Raw genomic sequence first — 23,941 nt, forward strand, 5'->3', positions numbered from 1 at the left:
AAAGCGTAAGTTTTTCTCTTATTTCGATCTTGTTCAGGTTAAATCAATCAAAACTGTTTGTTTGCCTATCATGAGATGAGAGACCAGCCCGTCTTCATAAAAACTATTGAAGAAAAGAATAAAAATATTTTTTAATAAACCGTTTCACAGACAAGAGTTGTTGCAACAATAGTATGTTTGTTTTTTTACATTATACCATTTATGGGTGCTGTCGTGAAATGATTTGATATTTCGAGAGCTGTACCTTTAAACAAACAATGTGAACGTTTTACACAAGAGTGTTCTATTTGAAGATGTTTTATTTTGTCTGATAGGTTTATCTTCTTATTGTTCAAGAGAGATGTTATTAATCTTTCGTAGTAATATTTATTCGTTAGGATTACTATGATATTGCCTAAAAAGATAACCACGTTCAGCCCATAAGACGAGAAGTATGGCAGTGAGACTCAGAAAGAAAAATCCTGCTGAGTTTGGGATGGTTGTTTCATCAAATTGTTGGGCAATAAAAAAGCTAAGTCCTGCACCGATAGATGTTTGAAGAAAGCCGGATACAGAAGAAGCTGTTCCAGCTATTTCTCCTACAGGTTCAAGAGCGAGTGTATTGAAATTGGCCATAATACCACCGCAGGTAAACATTAATATACAATATAACGTCATATAAAAAGGAAAAGGGATAACACCACCTGCTAAGATGGACCCAATAAACCAAATGCATGAAGTGGCACAAAAGAGCAAAAGCATAGTATGAGCAATACGCCGCATTCCAAGGCGTCCAACGAGTTGAGAGTTAAAGAATGATGATAGAGCTTGAAATGCAGCACCAACTGCAAAAGCAATAGGGAACCAAAGTCCTAGATTATAGATCCCTTCATATGTTTGTTGTGATGTATTAACGGCGGTAAAGATACAGCCTAAAATAATGGAAGTTGCAAGTGTATAGCAAAGTGTTGTACGATTGGTTATTACAATCCATAAGTTGTGTTTAACTGAAGAAAAGGAAAGAGAGCGTTGCGCATAAAGAGTTTCAGGCAAGCGCAGTTGAATCCAAATCATCAGTCCTAAACCAATCATTGCCATGAAAATAAAAATATATTGCCAATGTCCAAGCAGTAAAATGATCTGTCCTGTTGCGGGACCAACCATTGGTGCAACAAGAAAAACCATCATAACAATAGACATAACTTCTGCCATTTTTCGACCACTGTAAAGATCACGTACGACGGAAACTGTAAGAACTCGCATAGCAGCCCCTCCAATTCCTTGCAAGATACGTAAAATAAGTAAGAGAGAAAAATCAGTTACAAAGGCACAGCCAATCGCCGTAAATGAATAAAAAGCAAGCCCGAGAAGAATAAGTTTACGTCGTCCATACCTATCGCTTATTGGACCGAAAAATATTTGAGCAATACCATAGCTAATAAGATAACTCGAAATGATATAATGTTGATCATTTTCATTGAGAACATTTAAGCCGTCTAAAATATCGGGCATAGCTGGCAGCATAATATCAACAGCTATAGCGTTAATAGCCATGAGCGAAGCAATAAGAATAACAAATTCTTTATAGCCAATTTTGTTTCTAATCGCATCTCTATGCGTTTGTTCATCGACTGAATATGACATATGGCATCCTTGAAATAAAAATTTCGTCTGAAAACAGCTCTTTTTAAGAGTCTGAATAAAATGAAAGATACCTATGATTGATTACATGGAATATTTTTTTCTTTCAAAAGTTCCTGTAACTCATTGTTTTGAAACATCTCTTTAACAATATCACAGCCTCCGATAAATTCACCTTTGATATAAAGCTGTGGAATTGTTGGCCAATTTGAGTAATCTTTAATCCCTTGACGCAATTCGTTAGAAGTTAAGATATTAATCCCTTTATAATTCAATCCTAAATAATCAAGAATTTGAACAACTTGTCCTGAAAACCCGCATTGCGGAGCGTCAGGTGTTCCTTTCATGAATAAAATGACGTCGTTTGTTTTAATTTCGTTGTCAATAAAATCATGAACAGTGGTCATTTTTATCCCTCGATATTTCAGATTTTTATCAGTGTGTAATTTATATTCATACTGCTTTTAATCGTATTAAATGTGTGAATGCAAGAAGAAATTTTAGATTATTTTGGGACATTTGTTTGCAACATTAAGGCGTGAAGGTCATTTCCCATATTGCCTTTAAGGGCATCATAGACCATTTTATGTTGTTGAACACGGGTTTTACCACGAAAACTTTCAGAAATAACTTCTGCAGCATAATGTTCCCCATCTCCAGCAAGATCACGAATTCTTACAGTAGCATCAGGAATGCCTTCACGAATAAGCGTTTCAATTGCATGGGCACTCATTGCCATCATTATTCTCCTATGTTGTTCATTTTTTATAAAGGCTGTTTAAGAGAAAAAACAATTTTTACTCTTCACCCATAAATTGTGGAAACCAGTTTTCATAGGCTTTTGTGAGTTTGTCTACTGAAAGTGTTAATATCCCATCTATATTAAGAGAAGTACCCTCGACTTGACCTAGCTCTGTTAAAGAAACTGTATTGATTTGTGCACGCTCTTTAAGACTATTAAGAGAGTGAGGTTTGACGGCTAAAAGATAACGTCCTTGGTCTTCTCCAAAAAGTTCTGCATGATGGGGTGATTTATTGCTTAATTTTACTTTGATTCCTTTACCTGCTTTAATCACCATTTCAGCAAGTGCTATCGCTAATCCTCCGTCAGAAAGGTCATGGGCGGCGTGAATAAAACCACGATGTATGACATCTCGAACAAATTGACCATGCTTTTTTTCAAGTTGTAAATCTACAGGTGGGGGGGGGCCTGCATCAATATTTAAAATGTTACGTGCATAGATTGATTGTCCTAAATGGGAGCCGCAATTTCCTACTAAAACAAGAATATCTCCATTTTGCATACCACTTATTGTTACCATTTTAGACCAATCATTAAGAAGGCCTACACCAGCAATTGTGGGGGTTGGAAGAATGGCTTCCCCATTTGTTTCGTTGTAAAGAGAAACATTGCCTGAAACGATAGGAAAATCAAGGATTCTACAAGCTTCTCCTATACCTTTAATAGCAAAAACCAGCTGTCCCATAATTTCAGGTTTTTCAGGGTTACCAAAATTGAGATTATCTGTAGCAGCCAGTGGTGTTGCACCTGTCGTACTAATGTTTCGCCAGCATTCTGCGACAGCTTGTTTCCCCCCTTCATAAGGGTCTGCTTCACAATAGCGAGGTGTTACATCAGAAGAAAAAGCAAGAGCACGTTTGCTGTTGTTTTCTACACGGATAACGCCTGCATCACCTCCTGGACAAACAAGGCTATTTCCTTGGATAAGGGTATCATATTGTTCATAAACCCATCGCCGAGAACTTTGATCAGCAGAATTCAATAAGCTCAGAAGCGCATCACCAAGATTTTCAACTTTTTTGACGTCTTCTGCTTTCAAGGGTGTTTTTTTTGCCGGCTCACTCCAAGGACGATCATAAACAGGCGCTTCATCACCAAGCTCTTTGATGGGAAGGTTGACAACTTCTTCCCCTTGATGAAATACACGAAAACGTAAATCATCGGTTGTTTTTCCAATGATAGAAAAATGTAGTCCCCACTTATGAAAAATTGCTTCTGCTTGCTTTTCTAGTTCTGGTTTAAGGACCATGAGCATACGCTCTTGACTTTCAGAAAGCATCATTTCATAGGCTGTCATGTTTTCTTCTCGAACAGGAACTGTATCAAGATTAAGCTGTATCCCCAGATTTCCTTTTGCTCCCATTTCAACGGCAGAAGAGGTGAGTCCTGCTGCCCCCATATCTTGAATAGCAACCACGGCTCCAAGTTCCATGAGCTCTAAACATGCTTCAAGGAGACATTTTTCTGTAAAAGGATCACCGACTTGAACAGTTGGGCGTTTTTCACTGATTGAAGAATCAAATTCAGCAGAAGCCATTGTTGCTCCACCGACACCATCACGTCCTGTTTTTGCACCCAGATAAACAACAGGGAGTCCAATACCTTGTGCTTTAGAATAAAAAAGGGCGTCTGTCTTTGCAATACCGGCGACAAAAGCGTTAACAAGGATATTGCCATTATAACGCTCATCAAAATTTACTTCTCCACCAACCGTTGGAACACCAAAAGAATTGCTGTAACCACCTATTCCAGAAACAACACCAGAAACAAGATGGCGTGTTCGTGGGTGATCAGGAGCACCAAATCGCAATGCATTCATAGCAGCAACAGGACGGGCTCCCATTGTAAAGACATCACGTAAAATACCACCAACACCTGTCGCTGCACCTTGATAAGGTTCAATATAAGAAGGGTGGTTATGGCTTTCCATTTTGAAAACAACACATTGTCCTTCGCCAATATCGACAACACCAGCATTTTCACCAGGTCCTTGGATGACACATTTTCCTTCTGTCGGAAGAGTTTTTAGCCATTTTTTAGATGATTTATAGGAACAATGTTCGTTCCACATTGCAGAAAAAATTCCTAGTTCAGTAAATGTTGGTTCTCTACCAATTAACGTTAGGATACGTTGATATTCATCTTCTTTTAGCCCGTGTTGTGCAATGAGTTCTGATGTAATAGTGATGTTATTGCAAGGCTTCATGAGTATTTATCCGTCAAATTAATCGAAATTTAGTATTTTTATTTTTTTAACCTAGCAGCTTATATTATAAACAATAATGTTGTTTAATAATAAAAATATTTATAGACAGTAAGCTGAAGATTTTGTCCGTTTGTTTGGTGGGATTTAAGACTAAAAATGGTCTTAAATAATTATGTGTTTAGAAAATAATATCCATTGTTGTTTGTGAAGAGCTTGTTTATAGCTTTATGAAGCGAGAAATGGTATAAATCCTTATTTTTTTAAATTATGGAGCGCGAGTATTTTTGCAGCATTATCCATTTACTAACTCTAAAGCACTTTGAAAAAGTAAACGACCGTCAGTACCTCCGTGGGCGGGTTCAATAAAGTTTTCAGGATGGGGCATCATACCAAGAATATTACCAGCTTTATTAACAATACCAGCAATATCTTTCATTGAGCCGTTCGGGTTTGTATTTTCTGCATAGCGAAAAACAATTTGTTCATTGTCTTCCATTTGTTTCAATGTTTCACTATCAACAAAATAATTTCCGTCATGATGGGCAACAGGACAACGAATAATTTGTCCTTTAGAATAATATCGAGAAAATTTTGTCTTGGCGTTGACGACTTCAAGCTTGATTTCACGACAAACAAATTTTAAAGAAGCGTTACGCATTAAAGTACCGGGTAATAATCCTGCTTCCAACAAAATTTGAAATCCATTACAGATACCTATAATTGTCGTACCTTCTTGTGCTTTTTCACGAATGGCTTTTAAGACGGGAGTTCGCGCTCCAATCGCACCACATCTTAAGTAGTCGCCATAGGAAAAACCACCAGGAATAATAATAACATCTACATCTGGAATTGTTGTTTCTGTTTGCCAAATTTTTAGTGGCTCAACTCCCGTTATATGATGTAATGCTGCAACCATATCTCGATCACGATTTAATCCAGGAAGTTGAATGATGGCAGTTTTCATGAGCATTTCACTTACAGAAGTTCGATTGTATAATTTTCAATGACAGTATTTGCGAGTAACTCTTCACACATTTGTTCAAGTTTTTTCTTTGCAGTTTCAGAAGGTAGTTCATCAAGAACAATATCAAAAACCTTTCCTTGACGAATAGATTGAATGCCTTCGAAAGCCAAACTTTTTAAAGCACCGACAATTGCTTCTCCTTGTGGATCAAGAACGCTTTCTCTTAAAGTAACCGTAATGCGTGCTTTCATTTTTTGCTTCCTGCTTTTTAAAAGAACCTCTCCTTTGAAGAGGGGTGTTTGTATAAGGTGATGTTTTTTACCTTGTTTTTACTTTACGAGAACGGGACCACTTGGTCGTGTTGGTTCGTTTTCATTCATAATACCAAGACGTTTGGCAACTTCTTGATAGGCATTAATAAGCCCTCCCATATCACGACGAAAACGGTCTTTATCCATTTTTTCTTGTGTGTGCATATCCCATAGTCGTGCAGAATCAGGAGAGATTTCATCAGCAAGAACAATGCGCATTGTTTCATCTTCCCACAGGCGACCAAATTCCATTTTAAAATCAATTAATTGGATGTTAACACCGGCAAAAAGCCCAGAAAGAAAATCATTAATACGAATTGAAAGTTGCATGATATCTTCTATCTCTTGTGGGACAGCCCACCCAAAAGCTGTGATATGTTCTTCCGTTACCATAGGATCATCGAGAGAATCATTTTTATAGTAGAATTCAATGATGGATTGCGGAAGCGGGGTTCCTTCTTCCAGTCCTAAACGCTTAGCAAGAGAGCCGGCAGCAACATTGCGAACAACAACTTCCAACGGAATGATTTCCACTGCTTTAATAAGCTGTTCGCGCATGTTTATACGTTTGATAAAATGTGTTGGGATGCCCAAACGTCCAAGATGGCTAAAAATATGTTCCGAAATTCGGTTGTTTAAAACCCCCTTTCCGTCGATAATTTCATGTTTTTTTGCATTAAAGGCAGTTGCATCATCTTTAAAAAATTGAATGTAAGTCCCTGGTTCAGGTCCTTCATATAAAATTTTAGCCTTGCCTTCATAAATACGGTGGCGACGATTCATCATGATTCTCTATTTATCTTGAGAGGTTTTTAATAACATTGATAAATGATACTATCCTAATTGATAGAATTTCTCAATGATATTGCTATGATACTTTTATAATTTTTATCATTACACGTTTACCCAAAGGTGAAGATACATAAGCGATGAGAAAGAAGATCACCTCTTTTGGATCAAATTTTTGCAAGAAAGTGAGAGAGGACCATAAGCCCTTCAGGCCAAGGTCCGTGTCCGGATTCTGCGTTAATATGGCCAGAATACCCAGCATCAACAAAGAGTGATCCCCAATCATTGGCAATTTTTTCTGCTACTGAAAATTGACAAAACTCATCGTTGCGACTGGCTATGACAATAGAAGGAAAAGGAAGCTTTTGGCGATGATAGGGGCCAAATGTCATTAAATGTTTGGGACGTATTTTTTCATTGGCGACATCTGGAGGTGCAACAAAGAAAGCGCCACAAATTTTTTCTGTATTTTGTACAGTTGCATGAATAACACTGGGAACTCCTAATGAATGAGCAATAAGCATAACAGGCCTTTGAGCTTTTGCGATGGCGGTTTTAACTTTGTTAACCCACTCTTCACAAACAGGCTTTGACCAATGGAGTTGTTCAATGCGGCTGGCTGTCGACAATTTTTTTTCCCAGCGTGTTTGCCAATGATCTGGACCAGATCCTTTGTAGCCAGGAACAATAAGAATATCGAGTTGATTTGCTTTCATGAATTGTTTTCTTTGTTACAACAGATTTTTGATCATAGGTTGAATGGATTTTGGTTTTCTATGTCGCTTTATTGTTCTTCAAAAACACGTTTAAAAATCGTATTGATATGTTTGGTATGGTAAGAAAGATCAAATTTTTCGCGAAGTTCTTCTTCACTTAAAGCTTTGGTAACATCTTTGTCGTTGAGGAGTTCTTCTAAAAAATCTTTTCCTTGTTCCCAAACTTTCATCGCATTTCGTTGTACAATCCGATAAGAATCTTCACGACTAATCCCTGCTTGTGTGAGGGCTAAAAGAACCCGTTGTGAGTGAACAAGACCGCGGAATTTATTGAGATTTTTTTGCATATTTTCTGGATAGACAATGAGATTTTCAATGACAGATGTGAGGCGAGAAAGAGCAAAATCAAGTGTAATCGTCGCATCTGGAGCAATATAACGCTCAACAGATGAATGAGAAATATCACGTTCATGCCAAAGAGCTACATTTTCCATGGCTGGGAGTGCAAATGCACGTACCATGCGGGCTAATCCAGTTAAATTTTCTGTTAAAACTGGATTACGTTTATGAGGCATTGCCGATGAACCTTTTTGTCCAGGTGAGAAATGTTCCTCTGCTTCAAGAACTTCTGTTCGTTGTAAATGGCGTATTTCTATTGCTAGCCTTTCAATAGAGGAAGCAATAACACCAAGTGTTGCAAAAAACATAGCATGACGATCTCTTGGTATTACTTGGGTGGAAACCGGTTCAGCACGCATCTTCAAGGCTTTTGCTACATGTTCTTCAACGCGTGGATCGATATTAGCAAAAGTTCCTACAGCTCCTGAAATTGCGCAAGTAGAAATTTCTTCTCGTGCAGCAAGAAGACGTTTGCGACAACGGGAAAATTCAGCGTATGCAAGAGCAAACTTGATTCCAAATGTTGTCGGTTCAGCATGAATGCCATGACTCCGCCCAATGGTGATTGTCTCTTTATGCTCAAAAGCACGTCTTTTTAATGCTTCAAGAAGTTGATCTATATCCTCTAGCAAAATATCACTCGCACGCATCAATTGAATGTTCAGCGTTGTATCGAGAACATCAGATGATGTCATGCCTTGGTGGATAAAACGTGCCTCTGGTCCAATGAATTCAGCTAGGTGGGTTAGAAATGCGATAACATCATGTTTGGTAATTGCTTCAATTTCATCAATGCGATTGACATCAAATTTAGCTGCTGCCCCTTTTTCCCAAATGACTTTGGCGGCTTCTTTCGGAATAATCCCTAAGTGAGCAAGGGCATCACAGGCATGGGCTTCAATTTCAAACCAAATACGATATTTTGTTTCGGGAGACCAAATTGTTACCATTGCAGGGCGGGAATAACGTGCGATCATCATTTTTTTCCTTGTTGTGAGAGGATTGCGGCTTGGCGCAATGCACTAATACGTGTTTTGTAAAGCTCTTTATTTCCATCTTTATAAATTGCAGAGCCTGCAACAAATACATTTGCACCAGCTTTTGCAGCTATCCCAATTGTATCAACGGTGATACCACCATCAACTTCAAGATCAATAGGGCGGTTTGCAATCATGTTTTTAACGCGCTTAATTTTATTTTTTATTTCTGGAATAAAACTTTGTCCACCAAAACCGGGATTGACCGTCATGATGAGAATGAGATCTAATTGATCAAGCAAATATTCCAGTACATGTTCAGGGGTGCTTGGATTGAGTGCGATTCCTGCTTTTTTCCCCATTTTTTTGATTGTTTGTAATGAACGATGAAGATGTGGACCTGCTTCAGCATGAATAGTTATAATATCTGAACCTGCTTTTGCAAAAGCTTCTAAATAAGGGTCTACTGGTGCGATCATCAGGTGGACATCAAATATTGCTTTTGTTAATGGGCGTAGAGCTTTGACGATTTCAGGACCAAAGGTGATGTTAGGAACAAAGTGCCCATCCATAATATCAAGATGAAGCCAATCTGCACCAGCATCAACAACATCTAACATTTCTTGTCCAAGTTTAGAAAAATCAGAAGCCAAGAGAGAAGGCGAAATGAGATGAAAATGAGGCATTAAAATCTCCTTAGATTGGCAGTTTTTATCATATCGCTGTGTATACACAAATATTTTTTGTGTTATGACGGAAAAGAAAAAATATGTATTATAGGTCTTTTTATGGAAAGATTGCTTGAAATTTTAAAGCTTTATAAGTGAAAGATATGTCGAATCATAAAACATATTTGATGCCTGAACTTCAACATAAACATACTATTGCGGTTTCTTCTCAAGAATATCGAGATGCCATGAGTCTTTTTGCAGGAGCTGTGCATATTGTGACAACAAATGGTATTAAGGGAAGACGTGGGGTGACTGTTTCGGCGTGTTGTTCTTTATCTGATGATCCTCCAACCCTTCTTGTTTGTCTCATGCGCCATAATTTAAAGAATCAGGTGTTTATGGAGAATGGAAATTTTTGTGTTAATAGCTTGGCAGGAAAACATCGCTCATTAGCGGATGTTTTTTCGAGGCGTTGCAATTCTACACAAAATGAGCGTTTTGATGTTGCTCAATGGGGAGCTTTGCAAACGGGGGCGCCTAGTCTTTCAGACGCTCTAGCGTCGTTTGATTGTCGTTTGATTTGTTGGCACGAACACGCAACCCATTGTGTTTTGATTGGTGAGGTTGTTGCAATCAACTGTAATAAAGAAAAAGATGCTTTGATGTATTTGAAACGTGAATATCACACTTTGCCTTTATAAAGATTTTATTTTTTTGCATTGATGAAATGATTTATTGTTGCTTCATTTAGATTTTAAACAATGTAGAGAGTAGGGGAGGGATGGCTCTGATATCTGATATTAGATTTCCTTCTTTTTAAAGTTTTTCAATAAGCGAGAAAAATGATTCTGGATGAGATTTGATCAAGAATTCAATCTACATAAAAAAGCGATCAAACCTAAACAGTGCATTTAGATATATTCGTCGATTGTTATGAAAAAACATTTTACTCTTGTGTTGATGGGTATTGCACAATATATAGACCGCACATAGCATATGTGGAGGTTTTTTATTGCATGAGCGAAGAGATTGATGGTCAATATCGCCCTAGTGAAGATGAGCCTTTTATGAATGAGCGGCAAAAGGCGTATTTTCGTGCTAAATTGGTTTCTTGGAAGAATGATATATTAAAAGAAGCTCGTGAGACTTTGGAAAATTTGCAGGAAGAGAATGTTGGTCAGCCCGATTTGACTGATCGGGCTTCTTGTGAAACTGATCGTACAATCGAATTACGTGCTCGTGATCGTCAGAGGAAACTTATTTCAAAAATAGATGCTGCTTTAGAGCGCATTGATAATGGGACATACGGTTTTTGTGAAGAAACCGGCGAACCCATTAGTATCAAGCGTCTTGAGGCTCGGCCGATAGCCGTTTTGTCATTGGAAGCGCAAGAACGTCACGAACGACGTGAAAGAGTTTATCGCGATGATTAAGGTTATTGAGATGATAAACAAACGAAATTCGTGGTGATAAAATTGTATATTTTTATTTTTGAGGGGTAGGAATGAATAAAGATGGTTCTTGCCGCCCCTCAATTTCGGCGGTGATGGCTGAATCTTTTACCGCTTGATTCGTAAAAGGAGAGGGACTTTTATCCGATACATCGTTTCTTTCTGGAGGGGCGGAATTTAGATGTGTATGTGTTTCTCTTTTTTGTATTTTTGATGTATCAGTAATATCGGATTCTACAACCACATCTGTTAATCCGCCAATAAGGAGCAAATGTTCTTTATTATCGCAACGGACTAAAACAAGGCGGCGTGCTCGATCTATAGAAATTACTTCACATAATGCTAATCGTGATAGACTTTTTTTTCTATTAATGCTGTATCTTCCCGTACCTAAGCGGCGTAAAAACACGATAATTACGGTAATAGCTGCGATTGTTATTATAAAAAGCAAAAAGCTTACCGTTATGTTTGCAGCAGATACACCTATCTGCTCTGATAACCAGATATACATAGATTTTCTCCCATTTTGGATGGAAATATTATTTTTTATTGAGATAAATTTATAAACATACCCTCAAAAGATTCACTTATAATGTAAGAAATAAACTTTTGAATATTAAGCGAGCTTATCTTAGATAATATCATAGTATATACTTTATAACAACATAACAACGAATATAAAGGAAGTTTTGTGACATAAGAAATAGCTATAAGCTAAGGCAAAGAGAGATGGATAAAGATTTTGAGAATAATGAAAGATCAGCGTCTTCGTTTCATCGGAGAGTTGTGATTTTTGGTGTTGTTTTTGTATTAGGTTTTCTTTTCATTGTGGGTATTTTAGGTTTTTTTTATCCACAAAACTATTTGCAACAGGCGATATCAATATCTTTTTTGATTCTAGCAATGATCGGTGTTGCAACACTCGTTTTGTGTGGAATGGGAATTTTAAGATATCATGTGTGGTCGCATGAAGATTTTGATTTTAGCATCTTTAATAGGAGCGATGATGCAATTGTAATCTCTGATCTTTCTGGTTTTGTTTATTATTCTAATCAAAACTATCGAAAAATTCTGACCTATAAGCCTGAAGTGTCTTGTTATAGGGTTATTGCGGATCTTCCAGGAGCTGGTGCACTCTCGTACCGCTTAAAGGTTGCAGCCTGTAATAATCTTGCAGCGCAAGAGGAATTGAGAGTAGAACAACCAATTTTTACCGATTCTACACCAAAAAAATCTGTTTGGTATAATATTTCCGTTCAACCTATCACAAAACAGAAAAAAAAGCTTTTATTTTGGCGTATTACTGATATTTCGCACTTACAACAAACGCGAGAAGTTTTTTTCTCGAACCTTCAAGAGGCTATCAATCACTTGGATCAAGCTTCTATTGGTTTTGTATCCGTTAATAGACAAGGAACTATTCTTTATGCCAATGCGACTTTTGCCGAATGGTTTTCAATTGATTTAGCGAATTTCTCAATTGGTCAATATAATTTTGATTCGTTATTTGATAGCGTTGGCGCTAAGAGCTCATGGAGTGATATCTGTTTACAAACCAACAGATATCAAAGTTCAGGTTACTCTTTACCTTATAGGTTTTCGTTATGTTTAAATTCACACACGACTTGTGAGAAAATATTCCATTGTCTTATATCTGTTTCTTCTCTCTTAGAAGAGGAAGCCATTTATCGTATTGTGATCATTCCACAACAAATACAAAAAGAAGAGGATGATCAATTAAAATTACCCAGTATATTAGGAGAATATTTTGATGCAAGTCCTTTTGCAATAGCCGTGGTGGATCATGCAGGGCAATTGATTCATATGAATAAAGCTTTTTCATCACTCACGGGATGTATGGACAAAGCTGTCAATTTTTATGATGTTATTTCTCGTCGTGATTGTGCGCAGTTAGAGCGTTCTTTTCAGAGAATTGCGACAAATAAAAATTATTTTGTTTCTCTAGAAACTGTTTTAGAAAAAAATGAAGAATGCCATTTACGGCTCCATATTATGTCTGTACCGCCCTATCACGGTGATGCATTGCAAGATTTGCTTATTATCTCTGTGATTGAAACAACCGAACAAAAAACTCTTGAAGATAAAATGATGCAAAGTCAGAAGATGCAAGCTGTAGGACAATTGGCTGGCGGCATTGCTCATGATTTTAATAATGTTTTAACAGCAATTTTAATGTCGTGTGATCTTCTTTTAAATACGCATCGTAGTTCTGATCCTGCTCATGCTGATCTGATCAATATTAAAAACAATGCTAATCGTGCAGCTGCTCTTGTCCAGCAATTATTAGCTTTTTCTAGAAAGCAAACACTTCGACCTGAAGAAGTTGATTTTACTGAATTTTTATCAGATATCCGCAATCTTATTTTACCACTTTTGGGGAATAATATTCAGTTAAAAATTATCCATGGAAGAGATTTGTGGAGCGTTGAAGTTGATCAAGCATCTTTTCAGCGTGTTATTATGAATTTGGTTATTAATGCGCGTGATGCCATGTTAGATGGAGGTATTGTTACGATTGCGACAAATAATATTACAAAGCAACAAAGTGCTGAATTTAATCATCTTGGATTAGCAATTGGCGAGTATGTGCAATTGACTATTTCAGATACAGGGGCTGGTATATCTGCTGCTATACAAGAAAAAATGTTTGAGCCATTTTTTACAACAAAAGAAGTTGGAAAAGGAACAGGACTTGGTTTATCAATGGTTTATGGAATTATCAAGCAGAGCGGTGGATATATTTATTGTGAAAGTAAAGAAGGTGAAGGAGCAACATTTCATATTTTTCTTCCCCGTTATATCCCCAATATAAAAGGAGAAATTTCTCAAAAGATTGAAAAAGATGAAGAGAAAGATAAAAATATAGACTTAACAGGATCTGCGACTGTTTTATTAGTTGAAGATGAAGATGCGGTCAGAATGGGGGGGGTAAGAGCTCTTCAAATGAGAGGATATACGGTTTTAGAGGCAGCAAGTGGGGTGGAAGCACTCTCTATTCTTGAGGAACAAAAAGGAGAAGTTGATATTATTGTTTCCGATGTGGTGATGCCAGAAATGGATGGGCCAACTTTATTGAAGGAAGTCCGTAAAAACTATCCTGATATCAAATTGCTTTTCGTTTCTGGATATGCAAAAGATGCCTTTGCTAAAAATCTTCCACAAGATGCTGTTTTTGGTTTTTTATCTAAGCCTTTTACACTCAAACAGTTAGCTGTAACAGTTAAAGAAACACTTTCATCATGAGTAAAAATTTATGCAGTAGAAAAATTGCGTATTTTAAGATTTTTTAGGCTAAATACCAGAGCATTTTGATAAATAGAGCTTATGATAATGTCATAGAATTGAATAAAGAAGAAAAATTTTAAAAATGAACTAAAATTCAAAAAAATCATATGTTTTGTGCAAAAATTTATGAAGAGATGGACTCTATTATGTCAACATTTCATAGAGATTTTCAATTGTAGATACTGAGCAAAAACTATGTGTAAAGCATTGAAATATGCTGATTAATAGATTGTTGATACACTCAAAGAGATAAAAGCTGTTGTTGCGTATCTATCATTTTGCTCTTTCCTTCAATAAATGCTTTTAAGGCTTCGGGGTAGAGTTTATGCTCTACTTTAAGAACTCTTTGTGCTAAGCACTCAGCAGTATCATGGGGATAGACTGGAACGGCTGCTTGGGCAAGGATTTTTCCTGCATCCATGTCTTCTGTAACAAGATGAACAGTGCAACCCGTGATTTTTACACCTGCTTGTAAAGCTTTTTCATGTGTGTTTAAGCCTTTAAATGAAGGCAAAAGAGAAGGATGAATGTTTAAAATTCGTCCTTCATAAAGTTTTACAAAACGTGGTGAGATAAGGCGCATATACCCTGCAAAGCAGAGAAAATCCGGTTTATATTGATTTAAAATTGTAAAAATATTTTCTTCATGCTCTTCTTTTGTTTTGTAAATTTTACGATCAACAATATGAATAGGTAAGTTATGGTTTTGCGCCTTTTCAATACCCCTTGCATGCGGATTATCGCAAATAACCGCGACGATTTCAGCAGGATATTCCGTTTGTTGACTAGCTTGAGCAAGGGCGACCATATTGGACCCATTACCAGAAATAAAAACGACAATTTTTTTTTTCATAAATGCAGTACCCCTTTATAAAGTATTCCTTTATTTTGATCTTGGCATTTTGTTAAAATGCCAAGGGGAGTTACAGTTTCTCCTTTTTTTTCAAGAGCTTGTATAATTGTTTCAGCTGCATACTGTGCTACGATAATGATCATGCCAATACCACAATTAAATGTTCTTAACATTTCTGTTTCTTCTATTTTACCTTGTTTGGCAATCCATGAAAATACTGCTGGAACATTGATGCTAGAAAGATTAATTTCAGCGCAGAGAGAGGATGGAAGGACACGTGGAATATTTTCAGGAAAGCCTCCACCCGTAATATGAGCAAGAGCTTTAATCCCTTCATATTTTCGCATGATGGGAAGAAGCGATTTTACATAAATGCGTGTTGGTGTAAGAAGTGCTATACCAAGGCTGTTTTCGGGGGAAAAAGGGGCAGGGTCATTCCATTTGAGATAATTTTGCTGGATGATTCGTCGAACAAGCGAAAAGCCATTGGAATGAATTCCAGAGGAGCTTAGACCTAATATAACATCACCTTCTATCAAATCTTTTGAAGGAAGTAGCTTGCTGCGTTCGCATGCTCCTACAGCAAAACCGGCTAGATCATAATCTCCCTCTGCATACATTCCTGGCATTTCTGCAGTTTCTCCTCCAATAAGAGCAGCACCGGCTTGTTTACATCCTTCTGCAATACCAGAAACAATCGCAGCACCTTGTTCAGGGTCGAGCTTTCCAGTTGCAAAATAATCCAGAAAAAAGAGAGGTTCAGCTCCTTGTACGAGTAAATCATTGACACACATAGCTACAAGGTCAATACCTACAGTGTTATGGTGCCCCACTTCAATGGCAATTTTTAATTTTGTTCCCACACCATCATTGGCTGCTACTAGGATAGGATCTGTAAAGCCAGCTGCTTTTAAATCAAAAAGGCCACCAAACCCGCCAATTTCTGCATCTGCTCCGGCTCGTTTTGTCGCACGTATAAAAGGTTTGATTTTTTCTACCATAGCATTACCCATATCGATGTTTACACCGGCTTTTGCGTAGGTAAGACCAGCTTTTAATTTATCCCCAGCCTTGGATTTATTATTTGTAAGATCTTGATTGCTCATTGGAGCCTTCCTTTAATGGAAAATCAGGTTTTGATATTATGCAATGCCATGATAGAGTTCTCTCTGCAAGAGATATTGATAAGAAAATAAGCAACTTTTCTTGTACCTTATTTTGAAGTTGTTTATAATTTTTTGTGAAGATTTTTTTAGGATATTTTATGAGCAAGATATCAGATAATCACGGACAGTCTTCTTGGCAACTTATGAAAAAGAAAGTGAGTGAGAATACATCTCGTGATCGTTATAAGACTTATGTGCCAGCGTATACTCAATTACCGTTGCCGAATAATATGAAAAGGCAAATCTTTTTTTGGCTTGGTACGCTGATTTTTTTCATTCTTTTTATGTTTGTTTTTGGATCGATTTTGCTTCCTTTTGTGGCAGGGATTGTGTTGGCTTATTTTCTCAATCCCATTGTTCAATTACTTGAAAAATTTGGTATTCGTCGTGTGTTTGGGACTGTCCTTATTACCTTATTTATTGTTATTACCTTTGTTGCTGCTTTAGTTATTTTGATTCCTGTTATTAGTTGGCAAATACAGCAATTTATGAGTGATGGTTTACCTGTTTATATTAATCGTATTCAAACCTTTTTTGTTGAGCATGATTTTGATTGGTTAAGGCGCTATTTTGGAAGTGATCCAAATGAATTACGGAATAATATTAAAGGATTTTTGGGAGAAGGTTCGGATTTTATCACGTCTCTTTTGAATTCACTTTTAAAGTCAGGAAAATCAATCGTTAATATCGTTAGCCTATTTGTTGTGGCACCTGTGGTGGCATTTTATATGTTATTAGATTGGCCACGTATGGTAACAGCAATCGATTCGTTAATACCGCGGGATCATCTGGAAACCGTTCGTAGTATTTTTCATGAAATGGATAGAGCTATTGCAGGCTTTGTTCGTGGACAAGGAACAGTTTGTCTCATATTGGGAGGCTATTATGCTATTGGTTTAACGATTGCAGGACTCAATTTTAGTCTTTTGATTGGTATGTTTATTGGTCTTATTAGCTTTGTTCCTTATATCGGCACAATGAGTGGTTTGGTCCTTTCTGTTGGTATTGCATGGGTCCAGTTTTATCCCAATAATTGGGGGGGAATCATTGTTGTGATGGCACTTTTTTTAATTGGTCAATTTATTGAAGGTTATATTCTTCAACCCAAGCTTGTAGGTTCATCAGTGGGATTACATCCCGTATGGTTGATGTTTTCACTTTTTGCTTTTTCTTCACTCTTTGGTTTTACTGGTATGCTTGTTGCTGTTCCTGCGGCAGCGGCTGTTGGCGTTTTAGTTCGTTTTGCTCTTCATACTTATCTGAGTTCTCAGATGTATTCGCGAAGCGGAAATTCGGAGCCGCTAAAATGAATGGGCGTGAAACGCAATTATCTTTAAATTTTCCTTATGATCCGATTTTTCAATTTGAGGATTTAGTGGTAACGGAAAGCAATCGTATGGCTTTTCAGCTTATTGATCACTGGCCCAATTGGAGCTTACCTATTGCAGTTTTGGTTGGTAAAGAAGGATCTGGAAAAACGCATTTTTCTAATATATGGCTCCAAAAAGCAGATGCTTTCAGGATTCAGCACAATGAACTTGATCAGGCTGTTACTATGGCTTCTTTAGGCAGATCATTTTTAATAGAGGATATTGATACAGGTGAAATCAATGAGACAGAACTTTTTCATTTAATTAACAGTATTAAGCAAGCAAATCTTGATGCACGACAGGCTACTTTATTGATGACGGCACAAACACTTCCTTCCGCTTGGAATTTAATGTTAAATGATCTAAAAAGTCGTCTTAATTCGGTGATGTTCGTTGAAATTAATCAGCCTGATGATGCATTGTTAACAGCTGTTGCATTTAAGCTTTTTTCCGATAGGCAACTTATTGTACATCCAGATACGGTTTATTATCTTGTAAGCCGTTGTGAACGTTCTTTATTTTCATTGAAGCGTGTTATTGATTCTGTTGATCAGTTGGCATTACAAAGAAAAAGAAAAATAACACGTGCTGTTATTGCTGAAGTTTTAAATAGAAGAAAACCGTAAATACTCCTTATCATGGCTTACTTATTCTGTCCTTCTATTATCGTTTCAATATGTGGAAGACAAGTCATTTAAATTTTCTTCTTTTGGGATATCTATATAAGAGTAAAAAATAGTGTTTTTTTACTCTTGTCGTGTTTTTATTTTAAATAGCTTTGAGATTTTATTGTATGATGTTGAATTCTTACCATCTTCGCATTTGAAAATTTTTCTAAAAAGAGCGCTTTATTTTATTTATAATAAAACCTTTGTGCTTTGAAAAAATGTTTGTTGTTTATGGATTTGGATTGTAGAAGATTCTAGAATTTTTAATAAAAGAGTCTTTGGGAAGATAGAAAAAGAGGGGAAAAAAGCTTAATACAGCTGAGTTTTTTGGCTTATGTTCTCTTTGGGAAAGTTTTTCTATGATATTTAAGTCATTTTTTTCTAAAATTGTATCTGTGGAATGTGTTTTGATACAATGAGAGCTTGCTTAAAACAGGATAAAAATTATGAAATCCTTATAGAGAAATTCGTTATTTTTTAATATAGATTGGATTTTCTTACGGAAGTTATTTTCTACTATTTCTCAATAAATTTGTTATTGGGTAGGGGGAAAAGTTAAAAAATGTGCTTTTTTGTAAAGAAATGCAACAAAATTAAAAAAAAGTGTGTTTTTCTCTTGCACTTCTGTTGTGAAAATTTTAGGAAATGTGCATCAAGTAAATGTAAATGGCGGAGCGTAGCGCAGCCTGGTAGCGCACCTGATTTGGGATCAGGGGGTCGTAGGTTCGAATCCTATCGCTCCGACCATATTTGATTGAGTGTGTGAGAATGACCCAATTGGGTACGTGTGGTGAGAAACTATCATCCAAGCGTTGTGTAATCTGAAGGAAAAAGGCATGATCGCACGTATTTATAGTCCTGCTAAGACAGCTATGCAGTCAGGTAAGGGGAATACAGGTTTTTGGATTCTAGAGTATGAGCCAATGAAAGCAAAAATGCTTGAACCTCTTATGGGCTATACGGCAACGTCTGATATGAATAATCAGGTAAAGATTCGATTTAATAGGAAGGAAGAAGCGATTGCTTTTGCACGTAAGAATGCTATCTCTTACCGTGTAGAAAAGAAACATACATCGATTCGACGTGCTATTTCTTATTCTGATAATTTTCGCAGTGATCGGCAGCATTCTTGGACACATTGAATTGAAGATGCTATTTTGAATTGAGAAAATAATCAGTTGGGTCCCGTAGCTCAGCTGGATAGAGCAACGGCCTTCTAAGCCGTGGGTCACAGGTTCGAATCCTGTCGGGATCACCATGTTTAAATGATATTTATAGGCTATAAAAAGTTAGAGAGTTTTCCTTTTATTCTATTAGCTTATTTTTCTGTATAATCCCGAACCTTTTTGATGTTTTTTGGTTTATTTTGTTGCTACACGTTTTCTGTTGACTGTTTTAGTATAAAATGATGCTGTTTTCTCTTTTTTCAGTAAAAATTGCTTTTGATTGCTGAAACTTTAGCATTGCATATTCTTGCCGCATGTTGCTACTATATCACATGCTTTAGGAAACAGATTACAAAAACTCTTTTTTATGAGCTTCTTTTCATCTTTCTGAAAATGAATATTTTATTTCTTAGATTAGATTTAAGCATTGCTGCTAGTGCTGGTGAAATTGCCAAAAAACATCTATTGTGATTTTTTTATTTTTTATGAATAATATTATTACGTTTTTTAGCATGATCTTTGGTAAGATCGATTTTGATTAGATACAAGGCATGATGGATTCGATTTAGAACAGTTTATGAAACATTGAAGAATAAAAACGATATCTGTTTATGATGAGAATTTACAGATGGCACAAGAGGTGGAAAATATCTTCTTGTCTTGGAATCTGTGATTCATAACGAATTACTTCTTTATAGTTTTTTCGTATAAAAAGATGTTATATGTGCCGTCCAGATAAGATATTGTTTTTTTCAATGAGAGACACTTTCGGACAATTTGATTTAACCTGATTGTCACTGTTTCTCAGGTAGGGTTATAGGTTTCATCAATGTTTAGGTTTTCTTAGTCTTATAGGTTTAAGAATGTATACTGTGTATTTATATGAATGAAGATAGATTGTATCTTAGAGTTAAATTTTTAGATTTCATATTTACATTTTCAAATGTTTTTTCTTATTTCTTTATAGTTTGTACATCATGTTAGAAGTATTTTAATATTGGATAACAATCACATTAAAATGTTATGCAGATGAGCTTTGAAGATCTAAACTCACACGGTTCAAGGTGATCATTATTTCAATAAGAATACAGTGTGAGGAGAATGCCATTTTACAGGCTTTGTTTTAAGAGATATCTCTTAAAGCTCACTTCACGCTGGCGCTCATAAATGGTACAATGATAAATCCATTGAGCTCCATCATCTTTACACTTATGAAGAAATAAACTGACATTATCATACACTTTGCCTATTTGTCAGCCTCCGATGTTGCAATAGATCTCAGCACTTGAGGCATTTATCGGCATTTTTGTGCTTTTTTATACAATTTTTACTTAATATTAATTCCTCTTATGACGTGTAAGAGAGACGGTTTTGTTTAATTCAATATAAATAGGTTTGAAATGAGAAAACATTACGATATTCGGATTTCTCATTCAACATGGCAAACAATAAAACATGATTATAAATCAAATGTATTTTTAGAATGAAAAAATTTGCTTTTATCGTGTTTTTTTACTCTTTTTAATATTTTATTATAATCTGTAATTGGTAAACTCAAAATACAGCTCTAAGGTTAAGTGTTTTATATCTATCGAAGTGACTGTGGTTATATCTAACTGTTTGGACAACAAGTTGTATACCAATAGACATGAAAGAATTAAGAAAAACAGGGGATAGATCAGGAAACAAACAATATTTTTTAGAACGGAAGCCTATGCTTGTGGAAAGAATTTTAAAATCAAACTTCTAATCTGTTGCAAAATGAGGCTGTTATTACGTTTGTGATACTTTTAGATGGCTTCCCCTAAGAGGCGCTATCAGAACGTAAAAAATATTAGAAACACTCCGTAAAGTATGCCCTTTGTAGAGGCATGTTGCAAAATCTTATTTCCGAATCTTTATTTACGCATCCCGTACCTTGGAAGAATACGATAATTCGATAATTTATTTATACTATAAAGTTGAATGGTGGGCGTGACAGGGATTGAACCTGTGACCCCTACGATGTCAACGTAGTGCTCTCCCGCTGAGCTACACGCCCATTCATTGATGTTGCATACACCATATAGAATGCCAAACGTCAATGCCTAATTTTATTTTCTCTTTCAACAGATGCAAATAACTTTAAAAAATACTTTTTAAGCAGCGATAAGGATCTTTTCAACCTCATTGACGAGTTCACGTAAGTGAAATGGCTTAGAGAGAACCTTTGCATCAGGAGGGGCATCACTATTTGAATTGAGTGCTACCGCTGCAAAACCTGTAATGAACATTACTCGTAAATCAGGGTCAATCTCAGTAGCACGTCGTGCGAGTTCGATTCCGTCCATCTCTGGCATCACAATATCAGTCAGGAGAAGGGAAAATGGCTCTTCTTGTAAACGTTCATATGCGCTAATACCATTATCGAAGTCGGCGACTTCGTAGCCTGCACGTTCTAGGGCTTTTACGAGAAAGCGACGCATATCGTTATCATCTTCTGCGAGCAGGATTCGTTTCATGATTATATTCCAATGGCTCCATTTGTCAGAGTTTTGCCGCATCAATTATACAATATAGAGTATTTATAAAAAAGATGGTAAAATGCTCATAATTGAAATGAATGGCAAAATGGTTAATTCTTACATTCTGATTCAAAATACAGCATATTCGTTGTGAGTTGGTTAAATTCGAAATATATGTGATTTTGAAAAAAGAAGGGGTTCTCTAAAACTACTAAGATGATTCATTACTATCTTTTCTTTTAAAGTTACTGATTATTATCAGAATTCCATTTAAAAACTTATGAAAACCGTTATTGTAGGGTTTTCATATATCGAGAAATTAGAAGAATATTATGTTAATTTATTGTTTTTAAAAAGTTCTCCTAAGAAATAGAAATTTTATAGTTATTTGTTTTTATAGAGATTTGTAATAAATATTATAAATGCGCTTTATTTCCAGTTTTTTCTTAAATAGATGAAAACTATTGTTTTCCTAGATATAATATTAAATTATCACTTAATAACAGATCAAAAATAGTATTTTGATGCTTTATTTGTAAATATGTATCATGTTATATTAAGATAGATTTATTATTTTTATTTATATAAATAGTTTTTTTATTAAGTTAGTTTTTATGATGTAAAATAATATTGTTTAATGTAATGATATACTTTGTATATTAGTTTTTTATTAGAATGCGTGGTGAATATTTAGGTTATGGCTTGCCTGTAAAGGCTAGAAAACAAATCATATGAGTGGTTGAAAAGAAAAATCTATTATATTTAAAAGTGTTTGTAGATCCAATGCTCGTAGAAACTTTCTTTTTTGATGGGGCGGAGCGGAAATTAAGGTTTAGTGTTATTTTACAGATACATTATCGGGAATAAAGGCATCAAATGCAGCCCAAAATTGTTTTTTATAATCTTCGTTAACCATAATTGTATCCAGTTCAGCGCCTGTAATAGTAATACTTTCTGTTAGACGTGTGTGTTGGCATAATTGCCGCACTTCAATGTTGTTTGCAATATTGTTTTGATTGGCAAGAATAAAGAGTGTTGGGATTCGTAAATCTCCATGAAGTACATTTCTCTTCATAGAATCAATCGCATTAAATACTGAAGCCATCCATTGGGATGTTGGGGGCTTAATGGAAGGGAGCGGCACTTTATGTATGTGTCCTAATTGTATATTTTTTTGTTTTGTCTTGTTTAATTTTTTACTATCTTTCGCTGGTATAAAGCCAAGACCTATATCAGAAAGAAATTGTGTTAATTTATGTTGAAAACCATTCGTTTTATTGCCGAATGGAGCAAAAAGGGGAGAAACACAGAGCAATCTATTAAACTGATGATTAATGAGATCTAATCCGCTAAGTGCTATCAATCCACCTATGCCATAGGTGAGCATAGAGTAAGGTGGCAGACAATTAGGATAAACAATATTTGTAAGAAATTTATATAAGTCATTAATATCATTATTTATATCAAAATATTGATGTCGGCTTTGTTTTCTTATCTTGAGGGATATTTTTTCTTGATCAAACCAGTCAAATATTGCTGTATGAAAACCGCGTCTAGAAATTTCATTTATTAATAAAAAATATTTTTCTAAAGTATTTGCGTAGCTTTTGAGAATAACAATTGTTCCCTTAGATTTTTCCACCTCAGGATATGTTATAGCAAAACAAATTTCGTGATCTATTGCTATTTTAAGAGTACCATGATGGATATTAAGAGGAGTGGAACCCCAGTCTATGGGATAAAGAGGTGTTTCCAATTGAAATTCCTTTACAGTGTATTTGCCGCTTAGTGCTTTGACATTTATGTAATGAAGAAAGAGGATTAAAAAAGGGGTATATTGCTTCTTAGATAGTTTTTATCAATTTAGGTCCCAAAGAGTTGAAATAAAGAAAAACGATTACTAGATAATATAATGCGGTTGCCATGATGGGGCCGCAGGTTCACAAGTAAGTTTGCCATGTGGGAACTTTGTGAATTAATTATAAATTATAGTCGCTCTAGA

At 35.9% G+C, this 23,941-nt stretch carries 21 protein-coding genes and 3 tRNA genes; 8 read left to right on the plus strand and 16 right to left on the minus strand.

What is annotated here, in order from left to right:
* Window positions 1-366: 366 nt before the first annotated feature.
* The 10 genes from ACFINH_RS03740 to rpe form a co-directional block, all read right to left on the minus strand.
* Entirely contained in the window at window positions 367-1,623 is a 1,257-nt protein-coding gene (locus ACFINH_RS03740; protein ID WP_375613088.1) for a multidrug effflux MFS transporter, read from the minus strand.
* A 71-nt stretch (window positions 1,624-1,694) separates the two neighbouring features.
* Window positions 1,695-2,027 (minus strand): Grx4 family monothiol glutaredoxin, encoded by a 333-nt coding sequence (gene grxD / locus ACFINH_RS03745; protein WP_375606638.1) that lies wholly within the window; start codon window positions 2,025-2,027, stop codon window positions 1,695-1,697.
* Between the two features lie 98 nt (window positions 2,028-2,125).
* The gene (locus tag ACFINH_RS03750; RefSeq protein WP_375611543.1) at window positions 2,126-2,359 is read right to left on the minus strand and encodes a BolA/IbaG family iron-sulfur metabolism protein; all 234 of its coding nucleotides are present in this window, start codon (window positions 2,357-2,359) and stop codon (window positions 2,126-2,128) included.
* A 58-nt stretch (window positions 2,360-2,417) separates the two neighbouring features.
* Window positions 2,418-4,628 carry a phosphoribosylformylglycinamidine synthase subunit PurL gene (purL, locus tag ACFINH_RS03755; protein ID WP_375613087.1) on the minus strand — a complete coding sequence of 737 codons (2,211 nt, stop codon included), beginning with the start codon at window positions 4,626-4,628 and terminating at the stop codon, window positions 2,418-2,420.
* Window positions 4,629-4,920: 292 nt separating this feature from the next.
* Entirely contained in the window at window positions 4,921-5,592 is a 672-nt protein-coding gene (purQ, locus tag ACFINH_RS03760; protein ID WP_375613086.1) for a phosphoribosylformylglycinamidine synthase subunit PurQ, read from the minus strand.
* An 11-nt stretch (window positions 5,593-5,603) separates the two neighbouring features.
* The gene (purS, locus tag ACFINH_RS03765; RefSeq protein WP_375613085.1) at window positions 5,604-5,843 is read right to left on the minus strand and encodes a phosphoribosylformylglycinamidine synthase subunit PurS; all 240 of its coding nucleotides are present in this window, start codon (window positions 5,841-5,843) and stop codon (window positions 5,604-5,606) included.
* Window positions 5,844-5,921: 78 nt separating this feature from the next.
* On the minus strand, window positions 5,922-6,686 hold the full coding sequence (purC, locus tag ACFINH_RS03770; RefSeq protein ID WP_273791179.1) for a phosphoribosylaminoimidazolesuccinocarboxamide synthase: 765 nt from the start codon (window positions 6,684-6,686) through the stop codon (window positions 5,922-5,924).
* A gap of 173 nt (window positions 6,687-6,859) precedes the next feature.
* Window positions 6,860-7,408: an RBBP9/YdeN family alpha/beta hydrolase gene (locus ACFINH_RS03775; RefSeq protein ID WP_375611547.1), complete on the minus strand. Its 549-nt coding sequence runs from the start codon at window positions 7,406-7,408 to the stop codon at window positions 6,860-6,862.
* 68 nt (window positions 7,409-7,476) lie between these two features.
* Window positions 7,477-8,784 carry an adenylosuccinate lyase gene (gene purB / locus ACFINH_RS03780; RefSeq protein ID WP_375632257.1) on the minus strand — a complete coding sequence of 436 codons (1,308 nt, stop codon included), beginning with the start codon at window positions 8,782-8,784 and terminating at the stop codon, window positions 7,477-7,479.
* Window positions 8,784-9,470 (minus strand): ribulose-phosphate 3-epimerase, encoded by a 687-nt coding sequence (gene rpe / locus ACFINH_RS03785; RefSeq protein ID WP_375613084.1) that lies wholly within the window; start codon window positions 9,468-9,470, stop codon window positions 8,784-8,786. The genes purB and rpe overlap by 1 nt, the downstream gene beginning before the upstream one ends.
* Window positions 9,471-9,616: 146 nt before the next feature.
* Between rpe and ACFINH_RS03790 the strand changes: the two genes are divergently transcribed.
* Both ACFINH_RS03790 and dksA read left to right on the plus strand, forming a co-directional pair.
* Window positions 9,617-10,156 (plus strand): flavin reductase, encoded by a 540-nt coding sequence (locus ACFINH_RS03790; RefSeq protein ID WP_375611549.1) that lies wholly within the window; start codon window positions 9,617-9,619, stop codon window positions 10,154-10,156.
* A 315-nt stretch (window positions 10,157-10,471) separates the two neighbouring features.
* Window positions 10,472-10,888: an RNA polymerase-binding protein DksA gene (gene dksA / locus ACFINH_RS03795; RefSeq protein WP_015856486.1), complete on the plus strand. Its 417-nt coding sequence runs from the start codon at window positions 10,472-10,474 to the stop codon at window positions 10,886-10,888.
* A 52-nt stretch (window positions 10,889-10,940) separates the two neighbouring features.
* Here dksA and ACFINH_RS03800 read toward each other — a convergent pair whose 3' ends face one another.
* The gene (locus ACFINH_RS03800) at window positions 10,941-11,417 is read right to left on the minus strand and encodes a hypothetical protein (protein ID WP_375632184.1); all 477 of its coding nucleotides are present in this window, start codon (window positions 11,415-11,417) and stop codon (window positions 10,941-10,943) included.
* A gap of 218 nt (window positions 11,418-11,635) precedes the next feature.
* Between ACFINH_RS03800 and ACFINH_RS03805 the strand changes: the two genes are divergently transcribed.
* Window positions 11,636-14,170, plus strand: a complete 2,535-nt coding sequence (locus ACFINH_RS03805) for a response regulator (RefSeq protein ID WP_375632185.1) — start codon at window positions 11,636-11,638, stop codon at window positions 14,168-14,170.
* Between the two features lie 283 nt (window positions 14,171-14,453).
* On the opposite strand, the gene purN is transcribed toward ACFINH_RS03805, so the two are convergent.
* Window positions 14,454-15,065 carry a phosphoribosylglycinamide formyltransferase gene (purN, locus tag ACFINH_RS03810; protein WP_375632186.1) on the minus strand — a complete coding sequence of 204 codons (612 nt, stop codon included), beginning with the start codon at window positions 15,063-15,065 and terminating at the stop codon, window positions 14,454-14,456.
* Window positions 15,062-16,171 (minus strand): phosphoribosylformylglycinamidine cyclo-ligase, encoded by a 1,110-nt coding sequence (gene purM, locus ACFINH_RS03815; RefSeq protein WP_375632187.1) that lies wholly within the window; start codon window positions 16,169-16,171, stop codon window positions 15,062-15,064. The genes purN and purM overlap by 4 nt, the downstream gene beginning before the upstream one ends.
* Before the next feature lie 158 nt (window positions 16,172-16,329).
* On the opposite strand from purM, the gene ACFINH_RS03820 reads away from it, so the two are divergent.
* From ACFINH_RS03820 to ACFINH_RS03840, 5 genes are all read left to right on the plus strand, one after another.
* Window positions 16,330-17,541 carry an AI-2E family transporter gene (locus ACFINH_RS03820; protein WP_375632188.1) on the plus strand — a complete coding sequence of 404 codons (1,212 nt, stop codon included), beginning with the start codon at window positions 16,330-16,332 and terminating at the stop codon, window positions 17,539-17,541.
* A complete protein-coding gene (gene hdaA, locus ACFINH_RS03825; RefSeq protein ID WP_375632189.1) occupies window positions 17,538-18,227 on the plus strand; it encodes a DnaA regulatory inactivator HdaA in 690 nt (229 codons plus the stop codon). Before ACFINH_RS03820 ends, hdaA begins: the two co-directional genes overlap by 4 nt.
* A 712-nt stretch (window positions 18,228-18,939) precedes the next feature.
* Window positions 18,940-19,016, plus strand: a tRNA-Pro gene (locus tag ACFINH_RS03830).
* A gap of 89 nt (window positions 19,017-19,105) precedes the next feature.
* Complete coding sequence (locus tag ACFINH_RS03835; protein ID WP_375611556.1) at window positions 19,106-19,411, plus strand: ETC complex I subunit; 306 nt, start codon at window positions 19,106-19,108, stop codon at window positions 19,409-19,411.
* Window positions 19,412-19,450: 39 nt separating this feature from the next.
* Window positions 19,451-19,527, plus strand: a tRNA-Arg gene (locus ACFINH_RS03840).
* A gap of 1,874 nt (window positions 19,528-21,401) precedes the next feature.
* Here ACFINH_RS03840 and ACFINH_RS03845 read toward each other — a convergent pair.
* From ACFINH_RS03845 to ACFINH_RS03855, 3 genes are all read right to left on the minus strand, one after another.
* Window positions 21,402-21,476: transfer RNA gene (locus ACFINH_RS03845), tRNA-Val, on the minus strand.
* Between the two features lie 97 nt (window positions 21,477-21,573).
* The gene (gene cpdR, locus ACFINH_RS03850) at window positions 21,574-21,936 is read right to left on the minus strand and encodes a cell cycle two-component system response regulator CpdR (protein ID WP_005773448.1); all 363 of its coding nucleotides are present in this window, start codon (window positions 21,934-21,936) and stop codon (window positions 21,574-21,576) included.
* Between the two features lie 841 nt (window positions 21,937-22,777).
* Entirely contained in the window at window positions 22,778-23,695 is a 918-nt protein-coding gene (locus ACFINH_RS03855) for a serine aminopeptidase domain-containing protein (RefSeq protein WP_375632190.1), read from the minus strand.
* Window positions 23,696-23,941 lie beyond the last annotated feature (246 nt).

Origin of the sequence: Bartonella sp. AA74HLJMH (assembly GCF_042197045.1) — a bacterium.
Lineage (GTDB): Bacteria > Pseudomonadota > Alphaproteobacteria > Rhizobiales > Rhizobiaceae > Bartonella.